General features: G+C 69.6%; 17 protein-coding genes. 7 read left to right on the forward strand and 10 right to left on the reverse strand.

Going from position 1 to position 18,324, the window contains the following annotated elements; translation table 11 throughout:
• Window positions 1–41: 41 nt before the first annotated feature.
• Window positions 42–809 carry a PAQR family membrane homeostasis protein TrhA gene (trhA, locus tag ID810_RS01495; protein WP_166856583.1) on the reverse strand — a complete coding sequence of 256 codons (768 nt, stop codon included), beginning with the start codon at window positions 807–809 and terminating at the stop codon, window positions 42–44.
• A gap of 241 nt (window positions 810–1,050) precedes the next feature.
• On the opposite strand from trhA, the gene ID810_RS01500 reads away from it, so the two are divergent.
• Entirely contained in the window at window positions 1,051–1,821 is a 771-nt protein-coding gene (locus ID810_RS01500) for an isoprenyl transferase (RefSeq protein WP_166856585.1), read from the forward strand.
• A 122-nt stretch (window positions 1,822–1,943) separates the two neighbouring features.
• The gene (gene phoH2 / locus ID810_RS01505; protein WP_166856587.1) at window positions 1,944–3,254 is read left to right on the forward strand and encodes an RNA 5'-3' helicase PhoH2; all 1,311 of its coding nucleotides are present in this window, start codon (window positions 1,944–1,946) and stop codon (window positions 3,252–3,254) included.
• A 31-nt stretch (window positions 3,255–3,285) separates the two neighbouring features.
• On the opposite strand, the gene ID810_RS01510 is transcribed toward phoH2, so the two are convergent.
• The 4 genes from ID810_RS01510 to ID810_RS01525 all read right to left on the reverse strand — a co-directional run bounded on the left by ID810_RS01510 (window position 3,286) and on the right by ID810_RS01525 (window position 7,674).
• On the reverse strand, window positions 3,286–4,248 hold the full coding sequence (locus ID810_RS01510; protein ID WP_166856589.1) for a PfkB family carbohydrate kinase: 963 nt from the start codon (window positions 4,246–4,248) through the stop codon (window positions 3,286–3,288).
• A gap of 208 nt (window positions 4,249–4,456) precedes the next feature.
• Complete coding sequence (locus ID810_RS01515; protein ID WP_166856591.1) at window positions 4,457–4,735, reverse strand: exodeoxyribonuclease VII small subunit; 279 nt, start codon at window positions 4,733–4,735, stop codon at window positions 4,457–4,459.
• Between the two features lie 125 nt (window positions 4,736–4,860).
• Entirely contained in the window at window positions 4,861–6,198 is a 1,338-nt protein-coding gene (gene xseA, locus ID810_RS01520; RefSeq protein ID WP_166856593.1) for an exodeoxyribonuclease VII large subunit, read from the reverse strand.
• 192 nt (window positions 6,199–6,390) lie between these two features.
• Window positions 6,391–7,674, reverse strand: a complete 1,284-nt coding sequence (locus ID810_RS01525) for a DNA recombination protein RmuC (protein WP_166856595.1) — start codon at window positions 7,672–7,674, stop codon at window positions 6,391–6,393.
• A gap of 86 nt (window positions 7,675–7,760) precedes the next feature.
• Between ID810_RS01525 and ychF the strand changes: the two genes are divergently transcribed.
• Entirely contained in the window at window positions 7,761–8,846 is a 1,086-nt protein-coding gene (gene ychF / locus ID810_RS01530) for a redox-regulated ATPase YchF (protein ID WP_166856597.1), read from the forward strand.
• A 1,092-nt stretch (window positions 8,847–9,938) separates the two neighbouring features.
• Here ychF and ID810_RS01535 read toward each other — a convergent pair.
• From ID810_RS01535 to ID810_RS01545, 3 genes are all read right to left on the reverse strand, one after another.
• Window positions 9,939–10,505, reverse strand: coding sequence for a hypothetical protein (locus ID810_RS01535; RefSeq protein WP_166856599.1), 567 nt, complete (start codon window positions 10,503–10,505; stop codon window positions 9,939–9,941).
• Between the two features lie 428 nt (window positions 10,506–10,933).
• Window positions 10,934–11,263: an aminotransferase class I/II-fold pyridoxal phosphate-dependent enzyme gene (locus ID810_RS01540; protein ID WP_279586937.1), complete on the reverse strand. Its 330-nt coding sequence runs from the start codon at window positions 11,261–11,263 to the stop codon at window positions 10,934–10,936.
• 114 nt (window positions 11,264–11,377) lie between these two features.
• Window positions 11,378–11,770 carry a GNAT family N-acetyltransferase gene (locus ID810_RS01545; protein ID WP_208320705.1) on the reverse strand — a complete coding sequence of 131 codons (393 nt, stop codon included), beginning with the start codon at window positions 11,768–11,770 and terminating at the stop codon, window positions 11,378–11,380.
• Window positions 11,771–12,052: 282 nt separating this feature from the next.
• Here ID810_RS01545 and ID810_RS01550 point away from each other — a divergent pair, with 282 nt between their 5' ends.
• The 4 genes from ID810_RS01550 to ID810_RS01565 all read left to right on the forward strand — a co-directional run bounded on the left by ID810_RS01550 (window position 12,053) and on the right by ID810_RS01565 (window position 16,419).
• The gene (locus ID810_RS01550; RefSeq protein WP_166856604.1) at window positions 12,053–13,930 is read left to right on the forward strand and encodes a BCCT family transporter; all 1,878 of its coding nucleotides are present in this window, start codon (window positions 12,053–12,055) and stop codon (window positions 13,928–13,930) included.
• Between the two features lie 193 nt (window positions 13,931–14,123).
• Window positions 14,124–14,576, forward strand: a complete 453-nt coding sequence (locus ID810_RS01555) for an Rrf2 family transcriptional regulator (protein ID WP_166856606.1) — start codon at window positions 14,124–14,126, stop codon at window positions 14,574–14,576.
• The gene (locus ID810_RS01560) at window positions 14,573–15,586 is read left to right on the forward strand and encodes an NADP-dependent oxidoreductase (RefSeq protein WP_166856609.1); all 1,014 of its coding nucleotides are present in this window, start codon (window positions 14,573–14,575) and stop codon (window positions 15,584–15,586) included. The genes ID810_RS01555 and ID810_RS01560 overlap by 4 nt, the downstream gene beginning before the upstream one ends.
• Window positions 15,583–16,419, forward strand: coding sequence for an alpha/beta fold hydrolase (locus ID810_RS01565; protein WP_166856611.1), 837 nt, complete (start codon window positions 15,583–15,585; stop codon window positions 16,417–16,419). Before ID810_RS01560 ends, ID810_RS01565 begins: the two co-directional genes overlap by 4 nt.
• 45 nt (window positions 16,420–16,464) lie before the next feature.
• Here the strand turns inward: ID810_RS01565 and ID810_RS01570 are convergent, their stop codons facing one another.
• Both ID810_RS01570 and ID810_RS01575 read right to left on the reverse strand, forming a co-directional pair.
• Window positions 16,465–16,986 (reverse strand): DUF4256 domain-containing protein, encoded by a 522-nt coding sequence (locus tag ID810_RS01570; protein WP_166856613.1) that lies wholly within the window; start codon window positions 16,984–16,986, stop codon window positions 16,465–16,467.
• Window positions 16,987–17,097: 111 nt separating this feature from the next.
• Window positions 17,098–18,252 (reverse strand): MFS transporter, encoded by a 1,155-nt coding sequence (locus ID810_RS01575; protein ID WP_166856615.1) that lies wholly within the window; start codon window positions 18,250–18,252, stop codon window positions 17,098–17,100.
• Window positions 18,253–18,324 lie beyond the last annotated feature (72 nt).

Raw genomic sequence — 18,324 nt, forward strand, 5'->3', positions numbered from 1 at the left:
CACTCACGTGGCGGGCAGGGGCGGGCGGGGCGCGCAGAGGGTCAGAGGACGGCGAGGTAGCAGGCCACGCAGTGGCAGGCCCAGGCCGCCACGGTGCACACGTGGAAGACCTCGTGGAAACCGAACCAGCGGGGCAGCGGGTCGGGGCGCTTGCGGGCGTAGATGACGCCGCCGATCGTGTACGTCACGCCACCGGCCACGAGCAGCCACACGATCGCCGGGCCCCCGGACTGCCAGAACTGGGGCAGGAACCACAGCGCCACCCAGCCCAGGACGATGTAGAGCAGGGTCGTCAGCCAGCGCGGCGCCGTCGGCCACACGAGGGAGGTGATGATGCCCAGGGCCGCCCCGCCCCACACGACGCCGAGCACGAGCGCCGCCGTGCGCGCATCGAGCAGCGCCACCGACAGCGGCGTGTAGGTCCCGGCGATGAGCAGGTAGATGTTGGCGTGGTCGAAGCGCCGCAGGACGGTGGAGACGGAGGCCGGGAAGCGGCCGTTGGAGATGTGGTAGACGCCGGAGTTGGCGAATAGGAGCAGGGAGCACACCAGGTAGGCGGCGCAGGCCCAGGTCAGGGCGGTGCCGTCGGCCAGGACGGTGAGCACGATGCAGGCGGCCAGGGCGAGGGGGGCGGTGGCCGCGTGGATCCAGCCGCGCAGGCGGGGCTTGACGGCCAGGGCGGCCTCGCGCGCGGCGTCCCTGGCGGCGCTCGCGGCGCTGGCGAGAGCGGAGGCGGCGCCGCCGGCCCCGCCGGTTGCGGGGGTCTCAGGGCGGGGGTGCTCCGTTGAGGGTCCGGGGTTGGTGGTCATGGGGCCTCCGGCACTCCAAGTAAGTTACGGTTCCGTAGGTTACGCCTCCGTAGGTTAGATGTGAAGGGGTGGCTGCTCTGTTCACCGTCTCCCCGCGGGCCGGACCCCGCCACACCCCGTGCTGCCCCACTGCACGTCGTCCCACCTCCACCAGGCCCGCCTCGCGTACCGTTGAGCGTGGCACGCACCGTGCGGGCCCGAAGCGCCGCCACCGGGCGGCCGAGTGGAAGGCAGGTGCGTAATGGCTGGCAACAACCTCGTTTACGACCTCTACGAGCGTCGACTCGCCTCCCAGGTCGAGACCGACCGCGTGCCCGAGCACGTGGGTGTCATCCTCGACGGCAACCGCCGCTGGGCCAAGCAGATGGGCATCGGCACCTCCCAGGGGCACAAGCGCGGCGCCGATAAGATCGAGGAGTTCCTCGGCTGGGCCCACACCGCCGGCGTCAAGGTCGTCACCCTGTGGCTGCTGAGCACGGACAACCTCAACCGCGACCCCGCCGAGCTCTCCCCCCTGCTCGACATCATCGCCAACGCCGTCGAGGGCCTGGCCGGAGCCGGTGCCTGGCGCCTGCGTCTGGTGGGTGCCGTCGACCTCCTGCCCGAGCCCGTCGCCCTGCGCCTGCGCGCCGCCGTCGACTCCACCCACCCCGACGACGCCGACGGACGCATGCAGGTCAACGTCGCCGTCGGCTACGGCGGCCGCCAGGAGATCGCCGAGGCCGTGCGCGACGTCCTGCGTGAGCGCGCCGCCGCCGGGGCCACCCTCGAGGAGGTCGCCGAGACCCTGTGCGAGGAGGACATCACCGCCCACCTCTACACCAAGGGCCAGCCCGACCCCGAGCTCGTCATCCGCACCTCCGGCGAGCAGCGCCTGTCCGGCTTCCTGCTGTGGCAGTCCGTGCACTCCGAGTACTACTTCTGCGAGGTGTACTGGCCGGACTTCCGCCGCATCGACTTCTTGCGCGCCCTGCGCGACTACGCCCGGCGGGAGCGTCGCCTGGGCCGCTAGAGGTCCGACGGCGGGCGCCACCCGACGCTGTCGCCCGCGTGTCGTAGGTCACAGTCGGCATAGTCTGGGTGCCACGAGGCGGCCGACCGCCGGGGCGTCGCCGCGACCTTTGGAGTGGCGACATGCGCACCTACGTCCTGGACACCTCCGTCCTGCTCTCCGACCCCCGAGCTCTCCTGCGCTTCGCCGAGCATGCCGTCATCGTGCCCGTCGTCGTCATCACCGAGCTCGAGGGCAAGCGCCACCACCCCGAGCTCGGCTACTTCGCCCGCACCGCCCTGCGCCTGCTCGACTCCCTGCGCGAGACGCACGGCCGGCTCGACCGCCCCGTCCCTCTCAACGACCTCGGCGGCACCCTGCACGTCGACCTCGACGGCGACGATCCCGCTGCCCTGCCCGCGGGCATGCGCCTGGGCGACAACGACACCCGCATTCTCAGCGTTGCCGTCAACCTGGCCCGCGCGGGCGAGGACGTCACGGTCGTCTCCAAGGACCTGCCCATGCGGATCAAGGCCGCCGCCGTCGGCCTTCAGTCGGACGAGTACCGCGCCCAGCTCGCCAGCGACTCCGGCTACACCGGCATGACGAGCCTGGACGTCACCGCCGAGGAGATGAGCACCCTGTGGGAGGGCTCCCTGGCTCTCGAGGGGCTGTTCGACGGCGAAGCCGCCGCCCGCCTGGCCGAAGAGCCCGTCCACACCGGCGTCACGGTCACCTCCCCGCGCGGCTCAGCCCTCGCCACCGTCGTCGACGACGCCCTGCGCCTGGTGCGCCCCGACCGGGAGGTCTTCGGCGTGCGCGGGCGCTCGGCCGAGCAGCGCGTCGCCATCGACCACCTGCTCAACCCGGCCATCGGCATCGTCTCCCTGGGCGGGCGTGCCGGCACCGGCAAGTCCGCGCTCGCCCTGAGCGCCGGGCTCGACGCCGTCGTCAACCGGCGCGAGCACCGCAAGGTCCTCGTCTTCCGCCCCTTGTACGCCGTGGGCGGTCAGACCCTCGGCTTCCTGCCCGGCGACAGCGGGGAGAAGATGCAGCCCTGGTCCGAGGCGGTCTTCGACACCCTCACCTCCGTCATCCCCGCCGAGCGCATCGACAGGATTGTCCAGCTCGGCCAGGTCGAGGTCCTGCCGCTGACGCACATCCGCGGGCGCTCCTTCCACGACGCCTTCGTCATCGTCGATGAGGCGCAGTCCCTTGAGCGCAACGTCCTGCTCACCGTGCTCTCGCGCGTGGGACAGAACTCCAAGGTGGTGCTCACTCACGACGTCGCCCAGCGCGACAACCTGCGCGTGGGGCGTTGGGACGGGGTTGCCTCCGTCATCGAGTCGCTCAAGGGCAACCCGCTGTTCGCGCACATCGACCTTGTGCGCACCGAGCGCAGCGAGATCGCCGAGCTCGTCACGACGATGCTCGACGACGTGCCCCTGTACTGAGCGGGGCCGGTGCAGCTGCGGTGCCCCGGACTCAGGCCAGCTCGGCGCGCGTGGGCGGGTTCGCCCCGGCGCGCGAGACGGTGATGTCCGCGATCGCGGCGGCGTGGCGCACGACGCGCTCCAGGGTGGCCGCGTCGATGGAGCGCAGGGCCTCACGGCGCTCGGCGCCCACCAGGTCCTCGCACCACAGGCCGTCCTCGAGCCCTCCCATGAAGGAGTCGCCGGCCCCCACCGTGTCCGCGACGACGACGGACGGGTCCGCCGGGACCTCCAGGCGCACGCCGGAGGCCGCCAGCGCGAGGGCCCCGCGCTTGCCGCGGGTAACGACGACGAGGGCCGCCCCTAGGTCCAGCCAGCCGCGCAGCACGGTCTCCAGGGCCCCGTCTGATGAGGCGTCGACGCCGTAGAACCAGGCGACGTCCTCGTCGGAGCACTTGACGAGGTCGGACAGGGCGATGAGCGACTCGACGGTGGCGCGCGCTGAGGCCGGCTCACCCATGAGCTGGGGGCGGGCGTTCGGGTCGTAGCAGACGGTCGCGGTTTCCCGGTGCGCCTCAAGGGCGCGGCGCACCGTGTCGGCGCCGGGCTGAAGGATCGCCGCGATGGAGCCCGTGTGCACGAGGACGGGGGCGGCGCCGTCGGAAGTCTGCGGGAAGGGCGGGTTCCAGTCGAGGTCGAAGACGTAGGTGGCGGCGCGGTCGGCGCCGATGGTCGCCTGCGCGGTGGAGGTGCGCGCCGCGCCGTCGCTGCCGGGGGCCAGACGCACCCCGGAGGCCTCCAGGTGGGTCCGAACGGCCGCACCGCGTGCGTCGGCGGCGATCCAGCAGGTGAGCTCGGCCTCGCGGCCCAGGCGTGAGAGTCCCAGGGCGACGTTGGCGGGTGAGCCGCCGGGGATTTCTTGGGGCTCCTCGCCGGGGTGGATGACGACGTCGATAAGAGCCTCGCCGATGACGAGGGCGGTGCCGGGGCGGCCGGTGGTGGACGTGTAGGTCATGGCGGGTCCTTCGGTGCGGCGAGCGGGTGGCGGTGTGTGAGGTCCGACAGGAGCGGGAGGGCGGTGGCGTTGGAGGGGGCGGGAGAAGCGAACTGGGACGGAGCGGGATCGGGCGGGAGAGGGGCCGGGCGGGAGAAGCGAACTGAGCCGGAGCGGGGCGGCGCCGGGGCTCGGTGGCGGCCGTCGGCCGATGCGTCGTCGCGTGGTGTCAGGCCTCGTTGCCGACAGCCTCCTGCTCCCGACGGGCGACGGCGGCCAGGCGACCGCGGGCGTCGTCGAGCCAGGACTGGCAGCGGGCGGCCAGGGCCTCGCCGCGCTCCCACAGGGCCAGCGCCTCCTCGAGCGGCACCTGGCCGGCCTCGAGACGCTGGACGACGGCGACCAGCTCCTCGCGGGCGCGCTCGTAGGACAGGGAGGCGACGTCAGCGTTGGCGTTCTCGCCTCCGGCCTCGCTTCCGAGGGGGGAGGTGTCTGGGCTCAGGCTCATGCTGTGATTGTTGCACGGTGGTCCGACACGATGGGAGGGTCGGAAGCGGGCTGTGTGACCGCTCAGGAGCCCGTGTCCGGGCTGGCAGTGGCCGTGGACGACTGGCGACATCCCACCAGTGCAGGTCAGGAGCTCGTCTCCGGGTTGGCAGTGGGCTTGGTGGTGCCCATGACCTGGGCGACGAGGCGGCCCTGGGCGAGCACACCTTCGATGAGGTCGCCCTTGGTGAGCTCATCAGCGCTTGTGACGACGCCGACGCCGGGCTTGCGCAGGATCGCGTACCCGCGGTCGAGGACCCCCTGCGGGGACAGCGCCGTCAACTGCGCGCGGTGGGCCCGTAGCTCCGCCGTCGCCAGGTCGAGAGTGCCGCTGAGCGCGCGACGCATTCGCTCACGGGTGCGCCCCAGCTCCGCCTCCTGCTCACGGACGATGACGGTGGGGTCCGCCATGACGGGGCGATCGCGTAGGTGGTCCAGGCGGGTCTGCTCCTCGTCGAGGCGGGTGGCGAGGACGGCGCGAATGCGTGAGCGGGCCTGGTCCAGGCCGAGGGTCTCCTGGGCGAGGTCGGGCACGATCCGGCGGGCCGCGTCGGTGGGGGTCGAGGCCCGGTAGTCGGCGACGTCGTCGAGCACAGGACGGTCGGTCTCGTGGCCGATGGCCGAGACGAGCGGAGTGCGGCAGGCGGCGGCGGCTCGCACGAGTCCCTCGTCGGAGAAGGGCAGGAGGTCCTCGACGGCGCCTCCGCCGCGGGCGACGACGATGACGTCGACGAGGGGGTCGGCGTCGAGCTCCTTGATGGCGGCGGTCACCTGGCTGACGGCGTGAACGCCCTGGACGGCGACCTCGCGGATCTCGAAGGGCAGCTCGGGCCAGCGCAGGCGGGCGTTGACGACGACGTCGTCCTTCGCCTTGGCGTCGCGGCCGCACACGAGGCCGACCGTGCGGGGCAGGAAGGGTAGGGGGCGCTTGCGCTCGGGGGCGAGCAGCCCCTCGGCGGCGAGGGTGCGGCGCAGTTGCTCGATGCGGGCGAGCAGGTCGCCGGTGCCGACGGCGCGCACCTCGTCGAGCTGAAGCTGGAGGGAACCGCCGCGCGTCCAGAAGGTGGGGCGGCCGTGGGCCACGACGCGCAGGCCGTCGGTGACCTCGGAGCCCATGGCCTGCTCGGAGGCGACGAGGTCACGGCGGTACATGGCGGCGCGCAGGCTGACCTCGCTGGACACGTCGCGCAGGGTGAGGAAGGACATGCCGGAGCGGCGGTTGACCTGCACGACCTGGGCCTCGACCCACACCTCGGTCATGCGGGCGACATAGCTCTCGATCTTGGTGGACAGCAGCGAAAGGGGCCATGGGTTCTCAGGCGTCGTCTCGCGGGCCAACCGGGCCGGCTCCTGGGCGGTGGCGGGGTTCGTGCGCTGGGCGTCGGCGCGTTGGGCGGCCAGGTTCGACGAGGGCTGCTGGGTCACGGGGCCACTGTGCCACGCCACGTGGACGGGTTGCTGTCGGTCCCACGGACGCGCGGAGGGAGAAGTTGGGTACGGGCATCGCGGGCGGGGGAGCGGGAATCAGCCTGATCGCGGGAATCGAGCCGGGTACGGCAATCGCGGGCGGGGGTGTGGGAATCAGCCTGGTCACGGGAATCAAACTGGGTGCGGGGGTCACGGACGCGGGCGTTCCGGTTCAACGGGGCGGGTGAACTCGGGGGCGGTGAGCGCACGTACCTGCGCGTCGTCGGGGGAGACCTGACGCGGGCTCGGCACCTCACCGGCCAGCGAGTCAAGGCTGCGGGCGGTCACCAGGAGTCTCGACTCCAGGGAGGCGACCGTGCGGTTGTAGGAGGCGACCGAGCGGGTCAGGCTCGCCCCCAGCGCGTCCAGGTGTCCGGCCACCGTCCCCAGGCGCTCGTACAGCGTGCGCCCGAGCTCAAGGAGTTCTTGGGCGTCCTGCGTCACCGCCGTGCGCGCCCAGGCGGTTGCACAGGTGCGCAGCAGCGCCAGGAGGGAAGCTGGAGAAGTCAGGGCCACCCCCTTGTCCAGGGCGTGCTCCATGAGCGTGGGGTCCGCCTCCAGGGCCGCCGCCAGCACCGGCTCAGCCGGCACGAAGAGGACGACGAGTTCGGGTGAGGACCCCAGGGCCCGGTCGTAGCCGCGGGAGGCCAAAGTGTCCACGTGCGAGCGCAGTGCCGCTGCGTGGGCCGCCAGGAGCCTGCGGCGCTCGGCGTCGTCGGGCTCACCCCCGTCCTCACCCAGCCCCGCCGCTCGCAGGTAGGCGTCCATGGGGGCCTTGGCGTCCAGGGCGAGGAAGCCGTCACCCGGCAGGTGGACGACGACGTCGGGGCGGGACCCGGAGCCGGAGCAGGAGCCCGAGACGGCCCCCGTGCGGGTGCCCGCGGTGGGCGAGGAGGCGCCCGCCGTGGACCGGGAGGCCAGGACGGAGGCGACCGAGCGCTGCTCGGAGAAGTCCACGTGCGCCAGCATCCCCGAGGCCTCGAGCACCCGGGCCATCTCGACCTCCCCCCACATGCCGCGGCTCGAGCGCGAGCGCAGGGCGCCCGTGAGAGAGGCGGTGGCACGCCGCAGCTCCTCCTCCGCCTGTGCGCCCGCGCGCAGCTGCTCGGAGAGCGCCGCGTGCTGGGCCACCCGCTCGCGCTCCATCAGCTCCACGCGTGAGCCGACCTGCTCGAGCTGGGCGCGCACCGGCGCCAGCGCCCGCAGGACCGAGCCGTCGCGCTCGGCCCGCTCCTCCGCGAGCACCGCCCGCTGCTCCAGCGCCTCCGCACGCGCCCGCCACTGAGCCGCGTCGGTGCGGGCGCTCGCGGCCTCGTCACGGCCCCCGGCTCGCGCCGTCGCCGCCCGGGCCACCGCCAAGGTGTAGCCGAGCGCCGTCCCCACACCCAGCGCGATGAGGAGGATGAGGAGCATAAGAGGGGTCGAGAAGGTCATGGAATGAGGGTGCCCGAGGGGTGTGACACGAATTCGGGTCTGAGTACGGGACCCGGGCTGCGCCGTCGGCCCCTTAGACTCCGGCCGTGGCCCTTACGATCGGAATCGTCGGACTGCCCAACGTCGGCAAGTCCACCCTGTTCAACGCCCTCACCCGCGCGACCGTGCTCGCGGCGAACTACCCCTTCGCCACCATCGAGCCGAACATCGGCATCGTGCCGCTGCCCGACCCCCGGCTTGACCGGCTGACGGAGATGTTCCACTCGGTCAAGACCGTGCCCGCCACCGTGTCCTTCGTCGACATCGCCGGGATCGTGCGCGGCGCATCCGAGGGTGAGGGCCTGGGCAACCAGTTCCTGGCCAACATCCGGGAGGCCGACGCGATCTGCATGGTCACCCGCGCCTTCGACGACCCCGACGTCGTGCACGTGGATGGCAAGGTCGAGCCCGCCAGCGACATCGAGACGATCGTGACCGAACTGGTCCTCGCCGACATTCAGACGCTTGAGAAGGCACTGCCCCGCCTGGAAAAGGAGGTGCGGGGCAAGAAAACCGACCCGGCGGTGCTGGAGACCGCCAAGGCCGCGCTCGCGATCCTCGAGGAGGGCGGGCTGCTCTCCGCGGTGGCGGACACGAAGGGGCTGGACGCCGACGCGCTGCGCTCCTTCCAGCTCATGACCACCAAGCCCTTCATCTACGTGTTCAACATGGACGACGCCGGTATGAACGACGAGGCGCGGCAGACCGAGCTGCGCGCGCTGGTGGCCCCGGCCGAGGCGATCTTCCTGGACGCCCAGTTCGAGGCTGAGCTAGTGGAGCTGGAGCCCGAGGAGGCGGCCGAGATGCTGCGCGAGAACGGGCAGGATGAGGCAGGCCTCGACAAGCTCGCCCGCGTCGGATTCGACACTCTCGGCCTGCAGACCTACCTGACGGCGGGGGAGAAGGAGTCGCGTGCCTGGACCATCCGCAAGGGGTGGACCGCGCCCCAGGCCGCCGGGGTGATTCATACAGATTTCGAGCGCGGCTTCATCAAGGCCGAGGTCATCTCCTTCGACGAGCTCATGGAGCAGGGCTCGGTGGCTGAGGCTCGTGCGCACGGCAAAATGCGCATGGAGGGGAAGGATTATGTGATGCGGGACGGAGATGTGGTCGAGTTCCGGTTCAACGTTTAGGTTCGGACTAGCGCCTGGGGGTAGGAAGTGATCTGTGGGTGTTGCGGAGGTTCCGTGGATCCTCAGCAGCGGTTCTGTGGGTCTTGTGGACGGCTTTTGTCTGGTGGCGCTGGCCACGCAGTAAGTACAGGCGGTGGCGATATTCATGGTGGTCTCTATCAGGCCGGGCGCGACGTGGTGATAAATTCCACCCCAAGCACTCCTGCCGTGGCTAAGTATGACTATAAGGCAGTGCCAAAGTGGCGTAGCCCGTTCACTCAGGGAATACTCTCGTGGCTGGGTCTGGCTTTGGGGTTGGCGGGGGTTTTCCCGTTTTGGAAATCGGTGCAGCCCATTCTTCGTCCCTTTATGAACGGGGTCGGTGTGCCGGGGCAAGGCTCGGCGCCCTCGTGGTGGCTCGGGCTCTGGCTGCTGCTGGTCTTCCTATTTGCTATAGTCTGGTCGCTACGAAGCTTGACGAAACTCCGTCTGCGAAAGCCGCTGTTTCCGGGATGGGCATTGAGTGGTGATGGCGGGCGTATCACACTGGAGAAGATTCACGCAGGGAAATGTCCACAGTGTGGTGGGAAAATGCGCTACTACAACAAGGCTATAAGTTGGAGAGACGTCCCTGATGGGAACGGTGGAACGCGGCGCGAGGTTGAAGAGCGTGTTCCTGCGCTTGAGTGTAAGCGCAATCCGAAGCACTGGGTCGAGCTCGATCCAGCCATAATTGACGAATAATCATAATCTAAGCACGCATGCAACTGGTTGAACATCCTAAGTTCCCGGTGGGGATGACGTCCGGGGATAAGGGGTTCTTCCCATTTGAGGCAGAGGCGGGCGAGTCCGCCGTCGACGAGGAGTATGCGGAGTTTGTAGTGGTCTCGGTCGAGCAAGCCGCTGGCGATGCGTCAGCCCCGGAGGAGTGCGCTGCTCTCCGGGGCGCAACAAGCGAGCCCTGGACCGACCAGTCAGTCCCGGAGGTGTGCTGCCGCTCTTGACTCTCTGGGGTTGGCGGGGGCAGACTGGGGTCTGCCCCCGCATTACGATGCGGTGCGGAAGTAAACGCCGGAGTTCCTGTGTCGACATAGGGCCCGGCGTTCGCGCTGTCTACAACAGGCCGACGTGCTCGACCCGCACGCGATGAGCCACGTGCTCCCAGGCGCGGGCGTCTCCGGACAGCGCGTCGCCGTAGGCGCCGAGCACCTGGTCTGGCACCCACAGGCGCGGTTCGTCGCCACCATGGACGTGCGAGAGCCGCAGGGACCGGATCGCGCCCGAGCGCGTCAGAGTTGCCCACTGCGCCTCGTCCTTCTCATCCTGGGAACGCTCTCGCCTCTCCAGGATGAGCGTGTTGACCGAGTAGGACTGCTCCAGGATGACGAGCAGGCTCGCGAGCGCACGTTGTCTGGCTCGCTCCTCGCGCACGCCGTCAACCAGCGGCGCGGTAGCGACGATGACGTGCGAGACCTCGTGGGCACCGATGACCTGGCACACCCGCCTCTTGACCGGGCCGGGGGTGTCACGCCAGTGAAGCTTGCGGCCGCGCTCGAAGCGCGACAGGTCAGCCGTCAGGGATCCGCCGTCGTCGGGGCATAGGTAGGCGCCCAGGAGGTAGACCGGCTCGCGCACGCCACGACGGCGCACTCTCTCGTCGCCCCAGGCCGTCATGCTCACGACTCCAGACAGTAGCGTGCCCGCTTTCGTGGAGCCGCACTCACCCCTGGCGACTTCCTCATGCTCCAGCACTGGCGTGTTGTTGTTGCTCATATCTCCTGCTGTACCAGCAGCCACTTCACCAGAGGCGCCCCCGGAAAGTGGTGTAGTGCCCCGGGGTGGTTCCGCCGACGGCGCCCAGAACTGGATCAACGAGCTCGTCTGTCTCACCTCCGACGGACAACCCATCGGATACGTGCAAGCCACACTGCCTACCGCCGGCGGTCCCGCCGAGATTGCCGGGTCATCGGACACCCCCTGGCAGGGCAGCGGCCACGCCATCACCGCAGCACCCACCCTCACCCACCAAGCTCAGCGGATCATCAACACCACCCACCCCATTGGCTGCGGCGGCCATGAGCGTGTTCCGGGTACGCCAGCCCTGCGTACTACTGGGCGCCCTCTTGCCGCTGTGGCGGGGCCAGCCCCTGGGGCGGGCGCGCCTGGCCCCGGTGGTCGCCAGGGCGTGTGCAAGGGCGCTTCAGCGCCAGGCCCTGGGTGCGGACGTCGTCGCGCCCGGCCACCTCGACCCGGTCCGCCGGGGACGCCAGCGCGTCATTGTAGAAGACGTCGTCGGCGATGAGCGGCATGCCGTGATTGAGGCAGACACGGACGATCCGCGTGTACTCGCGCTCGGTGAGGTAGGGGCCGGTGGGGTTGCTTGGGTTGATGACGACGAGCGCGCACATCGGGTGCCCTGTAGTCTCCGGCTCCTCGATGAGTCCGTTTCGTCATGCTCGCCTCAAGGTGGAACGTTGAACGCCGGGCGAGCGGTCTGGCAGGACCGGGTCGAGGGACTCAGTACCCCGGTAGGTCCAAGGCGCTGTGTGGACCTACGCCGTCGGGGCTGGTGGCTGGAGGACCATCCAGTGGTCCGGCTTGTCTAGGGGTGTGAAGCCGACTTTCTCGTAGAGCCCGTGGGCGTGCCGTGTGGCCAGCATGATGCGCTGCAGCCCGAACGGCGCCAAGACGTCGACGATGCCCTGGGCTAGGAGCAGCCCGTAGCCACGGCCCCTGGCGCTCGGCTCGACGTAGATGTCGTCGAGCAGGGCGACGTTCGTGTAGTCCGTGATGGCGCGACCGTATCCGCGCAGCGCTCCCTGGCCATCGAATACCCCGAAGTTGAGGGAGTGATCGGCTGCCTGCTGTACCGCTTCGCGGGTTCTCCCGAGCGCCCAGTACGCGTCGCTGGACAGCCACCGATGGACCACGTCGAGGTCAATCATGGACAGGTCGGTGCTGACGAACGGGCGTTGGTGAGACTCCATCTCGCCACAATATCCACACCACGTCGTCGCCGACCCGCCAACGCACCGACGGCGCCCGACCCCCTGCCCGGCACTGGCGCTGACGTGACCAGCACCCCGGCAACCCGAACATCACGATGCGGTAGCATCTCCCGGGTCAGAGTCCGGCACCCTCGTGGTTCCTGTCACGAGGGTCGGACGGCGGTCGAGCGCCTTCTGCCTCACACCGGTCCCCGGGCTGAGCACCGTCGAAAGGCACGCATGACCGAGGCCGCCAGTCCGGACCAACCTCCCGCCCCCGACAACCTCCAGGAGCCCCCGCACCTGCCGGAGCCGCCCGCTCCCAGCGCGGCCAGTGAGCTCGCCGAGCTCCTCGTCGCCACCGCCATCGGCACAGCGGCGACGGCACCGCCTGAGCCCCAGGCCCCCAGCGAGGACGAGGAGGACGACGGCCCTCAGGCTGTCGACTGGGGCGTGGCCGTGCCGGCAGGCCTCATCACCCTCGCCGTCGTCGCCTGGGGCCTCATCTCGCCCGGCTCCTTCGCCGCCGTGGCCTCGAGCGCCCTGGCGGCCTTGCTGGACGACTTCGGGTGGGCCTTTATCCTCCTCGGCACCGTCTTCGTCGCCTTCATCATCTTCGTCGCCTTCTCCAAGTTCGGCACCATTCGGCTCGGCGGCTCCGAGGAGGCCCCCGAGTTCCGCACCTCCTCGTGGATCGCCATGATGTTCGCCGCCGGCATGGGCATCGGCCTCATGTTCTACGGCGCCACCGAGCCGCTGACCTACTACCGCGACGGTGTTCCCGGGCACGGTCCCCGCGAGGTCGACACGGCCATGGCCCAGTCGGTGTTCCACTGGACCCTGCACCCGTGGGCGATCTACGCCATCGTCGGACTCGCGATCGCCTACTCGACCTTCCGCGTCGGCCGCAGCCAGCTCCTCTCTCAAGCCTTCGTCCCCCTCATCGGCGAGCGTCTCGCCCAGGGGTGGCTCGGCAAGCTCATCGACGTCTCCTCCATCGTCGCCACCGTCTTCGGCACCGCCTGCTCACTGGGCGTAGGCGCCATCCAGATCCAGGCGGGCCTTCAGGCCTCCGGTCTCGTCCGCAACCCCAGCACCGGGGTGGTCCTGGGCATCGTCCTCGTGCTCACCCTGTGCTTCCTGCTGTCCGCCGTCAGCGGTGTGGGCAAGGGCATCCAGTACCTGTCCAACACGAACATGCTCCTGGCCGCTCTCCTGGCGATCTTCGTGTTCGTCCTGGGGCCCACCGTCTCCATCCTCAACCTCATCCCGAGCTCGATCGGCACCTACCTGTCCCAGTTCTTTGAGATGACTGGGCGCACCGCCGAGTCCGCGGATGCCACGGCCGGTGACTGGCTGGGCAGCCGGACGATCTTCTACTGGGCCTGGTGGACCTCCTGGAGCCCCTTCGTCGGCATGTTCATCGCCCGCATCTCCCGGGGCCGCTCCATCCGCGAGTTCTGCGTGACGGTGCTGTTCGTGCCCGCGGGCGTCAGCGTCGTGTGGTTCTCGATCTTCGGCGGCACGGCCATCACCCTGGAGCGGGCGGGCCGGTCCATCTGGGGCGACGGCTCGGCCGAGACCCAGCTGTTCAACCTCCTGCACACCCTGCCCGGCGGCACCATTGCCGGCCTCATCGCCATGGTCCTGCTGGCAACCTTCTTCGTCACCTCGGCAGACTCCGCCGCCACCGTCATGGGCTCCATGAGCCAGGGTGGCAGCTCCGACGCCAGCCCGTGGGTGTCGGCGGCGTGGGGCGTCGCGACGGCCGCCATCGGTCTGACGCTCCTGCTGTCCGGGGCCGACGACGCCCTCGGTAACCTCCAGGACGTCACGATCATCGCGGCGAGCCCGTTCCTCATCGTCCTCGTCGGGCTCATGGTCTCCCTCATCAAGGGCCTGCGCGAGGACGTCATCTACCTCGAGTACCGGGAGAACCAGCGCTGGCAGCAGCGCATGGCCCGTGAGCGTCGCCTGCACCGTGAGGCGCGCGAGCGCCGGGCCCGCCGCGAGCAGCTGCGCCACCCCTCGCGCGTGCTCCGCCACGGTGAGCGGCGAGGCGAGAAGCGCGCGGACAGGCGCGGGGGCGCCGGGCCCGGGGCCCGTCCCGGGGCCTGAGAACCTCGACCGTAGTTGAGCCCGTCCGCACCTGTGGGGCGGCATGGCTGGCGGGCGCGGTGCGGGCGCGCGTCCGTGATGACGCCACGTGAGCACGCGCCCGTCAGTGCAATGCATCACGGAAGTGGTTCTGGGCGGACTCCTCGCCTATAGTTGTACGTGTTGCACGTACAGGCACAAGAAAGGGGAGGTTGTGGACACCAGGTTCTCCGTCGCCATCCATGTCCTGACGATGATCTCTGAGGAGCGGGACCGAGACCTGTCCTCCCAGGACCTGGCCGTCAGCGTTGGTACCAACGCCAGCCACATCCGCCGGGTCATCGGTCAGGTCAAGGCCGCAGGACTCATCGAATCGAGCCGGGGCAGGTCCGGCTACCGCCTGACCCGCCTGCCCTCGGACATCTCCCTGCTCGACATCTACCGGGCAGTCCAGGGGGGCGACAGAGTCCTGCTCTTCCACGCCCATCCGAACCCCAATGAGGAGTGCCCCGTCGGCCGGCACATCGAAAGCGCCGTCCGCCCCGTGTTCGCCGACGTCGAGCGCCAACTCGAGGAGTCCCTGGCCGCCCACAGCCTCGAGGACGTCATCGACAACCTCTATTCCCAAGCCCGCCGGTCTCGACCCGAAAGAATCAACGCACGATGAAAGCCGCACGCCTCAACGCTTACGACAAGAAGAACCTCGCCCTGAAGATCGAAGAGATCGAGCGCCCCCGGATTCGGCCCGATCAGGTACTCGTCAAGGTGGCTGCCGCAGGGGTCAACCCCGTCGACAACATGATCACCCGGGGCGAAGTCACAATGATCGTCTCCTACGGCACGCCGTTGACCGCAGGAAATGAGCTGGTGGGGCGCGTCGAGGAGGTCGGATCCGAGGTCCGCTCCTTCACCGTCGGAGACCGGGTCTTCGGGCGCCTGCCCCTGGACGCCATCGGGGCCTTCGCCGAGTACGCCGCCGTCGACGCCGATGCTCTTGCCACGGTCCCCGACTACCTCAGCGATGAGCAGGCCGCCGCCATCCCATTGACGGCACTGACAGTCATGCAGGCCCTCGAGCTCATGGGAGCCCAGGCGCCCGGAACCATCTTCATCTCAGGTGGAACCGGGGGAGTGGGGGCCATGGCCATCCCGATCGCCAAGGCGAAAGGCCTGACCGTCATCACCAACGGCAGCGCGTCCAACGAGCAGCGTGTTCGTGACCTGGGCGCAGATCGATTCATCGACTACAAGACCGAGGACTACGCGCAGAGCCTCAGCGGCATCGACTACGTGCTCGACACCCTCGGTGGGGACGAGACCCGCAGACAGATGACGATCCTCAAGCCGGGCGGGCACATCGTCTCCCTCAAGGGCGTGCCCAATGCGGCCTTCGCCCGTCGAATAGGTGCGCCGGGGTGGAAACGGCTTCTGTTCGGACTCGCCGGCGCGGGCATGGACCGCGCCGCCCGCCGGCTCGGCGTCACGTACCACTTCATCTACGTCAAGTCGAACGGCGCCCAGCTCCAGGAGGCCGCCAACCTCCTCGCGCAGCAGCGCATCGTGCCCTCGATCGACGCCGTGTTCCCCTTCGAGGACGTCAACGCCGCCCTCGACAAAGTTGCTAATGGCCGCTCTCGCGGCAAGACCGTTCTGTCCATGAGGGGAGGGGCCCGATGACCTACCTGACGGCTCCGACGAGGCATATTCAGGTTGCGGGCAAGGCTGTCGCTTACCGCGACCTCGGCGAGGTGACGGACGCGCCCACGCTTGTCATGCTTGTTCACCTCGCCGCCACCATGGACAACTGGGACCCCGCCCTCGTCGACCTGATTGCCGCTCAGCGGCGAGTCGTCGTCGTCGACCTGCCCGGCGTGGGCTCGAGTGAGGGCGACGTCGCCACGACGATCCCCGCCATGGCGCGCCAGGTGACAGACTTCATCGACGCACTGGGCCTCACTGAGATCGACCTGCTCGGTCTGTCCATGGGGGGAATGATTGCCCAGGAGGTGGTGCGCGGTCGCCCCGACCTCGTTGCCCACCTCGTTCTCGTGGGCACCGGGCCGCGAGCGGGCGTTGGTATCGACAGGGTCACGTCAAGAACCTTCTTCTACATGGCTCGCGCCGCGCTGCGCCGTACGGACCCCAAGCGCTACATCTTCTACACTCACGACGAACGGGGGAAGGCCGAGGCTGCAAAGGCCCTGGGGCGCCTTGCCTCCCGCGAACCGAGATACGCCGGAGACCCCATGAGCGTTCGGGGCTTCCTCCGACAGCTCGTCGCGATCCGCAGGTGGGGGCGCGATGCCCATGATGACCTTGCGTGGGTCGCTCCGGCCACCCTGATCGTCAACGGCGACCAGGACATGATGGTGCCAACCAGCAACTCCTACGACATGCACAAGCGGATCGTGGGCAGTGAGCTCATCATCTATCCGGATGCCGGGCACGGTTCGATCTTCCAATACGCCTCGCGTTTCGCAGACGATCTCGCGCAGTTCCTCGCATCCTGACAGCGCACGAGCCCGGCGCGGGCTCGTGCGCCAGCACGCCCGCGCTTAGACCTCGAGCACGCCCCGCCACCCGCGGGAGGCGTAGTACGAGTCCGCGCCGTTGTGGTAGACGAACACCCGCCCGTAGCGCCGGTCGCCGAACAGGGCTCCGCCCAGCGCCCGCAGCGCTGGGGGAGTAGCCAGCCACGTCGAGGTCCTCAGGTCGAACTCGCCCAGGCTCTGCAGGTGGTGGTACTCCTCCTCGCCCATGAGTCGTACCCCGGCCGCCGTGGCCTCGCCAACAGCACTAGCCCGAGGAGGGTTTCGCTTCCTCCCGCGCAGGGCCTCCTCGTCCAGACACAGGCTCCGTCTGCCCGCAGGCGACTCCACCGAGCAGTCGTAGAAGGTGACGACGCCGGACTGCTCGTCAACGCCGACGACGTCGGGCTCGCCGTCGGAGGCCTCCAGGAGCTCTAAGGTGCGCAGCGCCTCGGGACGCTCCGCCAGGCGTTCAGCCACCTGCTCCCACCGCGCGCCAACGTGGCGGTGAGGGTGGGAGACGAAACGTGTGCGCAGGACCTCGAGCATGTCCCCTCCTGTCTGTGGTGAGCCGTGCCCGTGGCAGGCGGCCACTGGGAACGTCGTGTAGAGGCTAGCGGCACCTCCCTGCACCTGCTCCGCCACGGCGGGCGAGCTGTGCTATTGGCGGCTGAGCCGCTCGGACATCACCAGGCCCAGGGCTCCCAGGGCCATGAGGTAGACGGGGAAGAGCCACAGGCCCGTCGCCGAGGACAAGAAGCCGAAGAGCGGCGGCATGAGGGTCGTGCCCGTGTACGCGGCGGCCATCTGGATGCCGACGATGGCCTGCGAGTTCTCACGCCCGAAGTTCTCCGGCGTCGAGTGGATGATCGCCGGGTAGATCGGGGCCGAGCCCACGCCCGCGAGGATGAGTCCCGCGAAAGACACGACCCCCAGCGGCAGTGCCAGCACGAGCGAGCCGACGATCGCCAGGGAGAAGCCGAGGCGGATGAGCGCCCGGTCCCCCAGGCGTTCCGCGACGAAGCCCGCCAGGAAGCGCCCAGCCGTCAGCCCCAGGATGTAGAAGGCGCCAAAGCGTGCCGCCAGCGTCGGGTCGAAGCCCCGGTCGTCGACGAAGTACGTGGCGCCCCACAGCATCGCCGTCGCCTCCGTGGCGCAGTAGGCGAAGAAGGACAGCAGCACCGTGGGCACGCCCGGGATGCGCAGGGCCCCGCCCAGTGGTACCGCCTGGGCCTCCGGTGCGTCGTCGGCCGCGGCGTGGGCGGCGCAGACCCGGCGCCACAGCGGCAGCGAGAGGAAGAGGAAGGCCGCAAGCGCCACCTGCGCCCAGCCCACGCCCGAGTAGGCGAGGGGCCACCCGCCGTCCGTCGCCAGGGCCAGGCTCATGATGAAGGGGCTGATGGAGGCGCCCACGCCCCAGAAGGAGTGCAGCCAGTTCATGTGCCGGGCGTTGTAGTACAGGGCCACGTAGTTGTTGAGGGCGGCGTCGACGGCGCCCGCACCCAGGCCGTAGGGCACGGCCCACAGCAGCAGCATCCAGAACTGGGTGGCGAAGGAGAAGCCGAGAAGGGCCAGGGCCGTCATGGTGACGCTCACGGCCGTGACGAGGCCGACGCCGAAGCGCCGTGTGAGCCTGTCGGAGCTGAGGGAGGAGACGATCGTGCCCAGGGCGATGATGACGGTGACGATGCCCGCGAAGGAGGTCGGTACCGACAGGTCCTCGTGCATGACGGGCCAGCCGGAACCGACGAGCGAGTCCGGCAGCCCGAGGCTGACGAAGGCGAGGTAGATGATCGCGAGCAACAGTGCGTACACGACGGCGGCTCCGAGTGGGTGGGGAGGGCGGTGCGGGTGCCCGGCTGACAACAGGGTCCCGACGGCGACTCC

Source organism: Actinomyces respiraculi, from assembly GCF_014595995.2.
GTDB lineage: Bacteria > Actinomycetota > Actinomycetes > Actinomycetales > Actinomycetaceae > Actinomyces > Actinomyces respiraculi.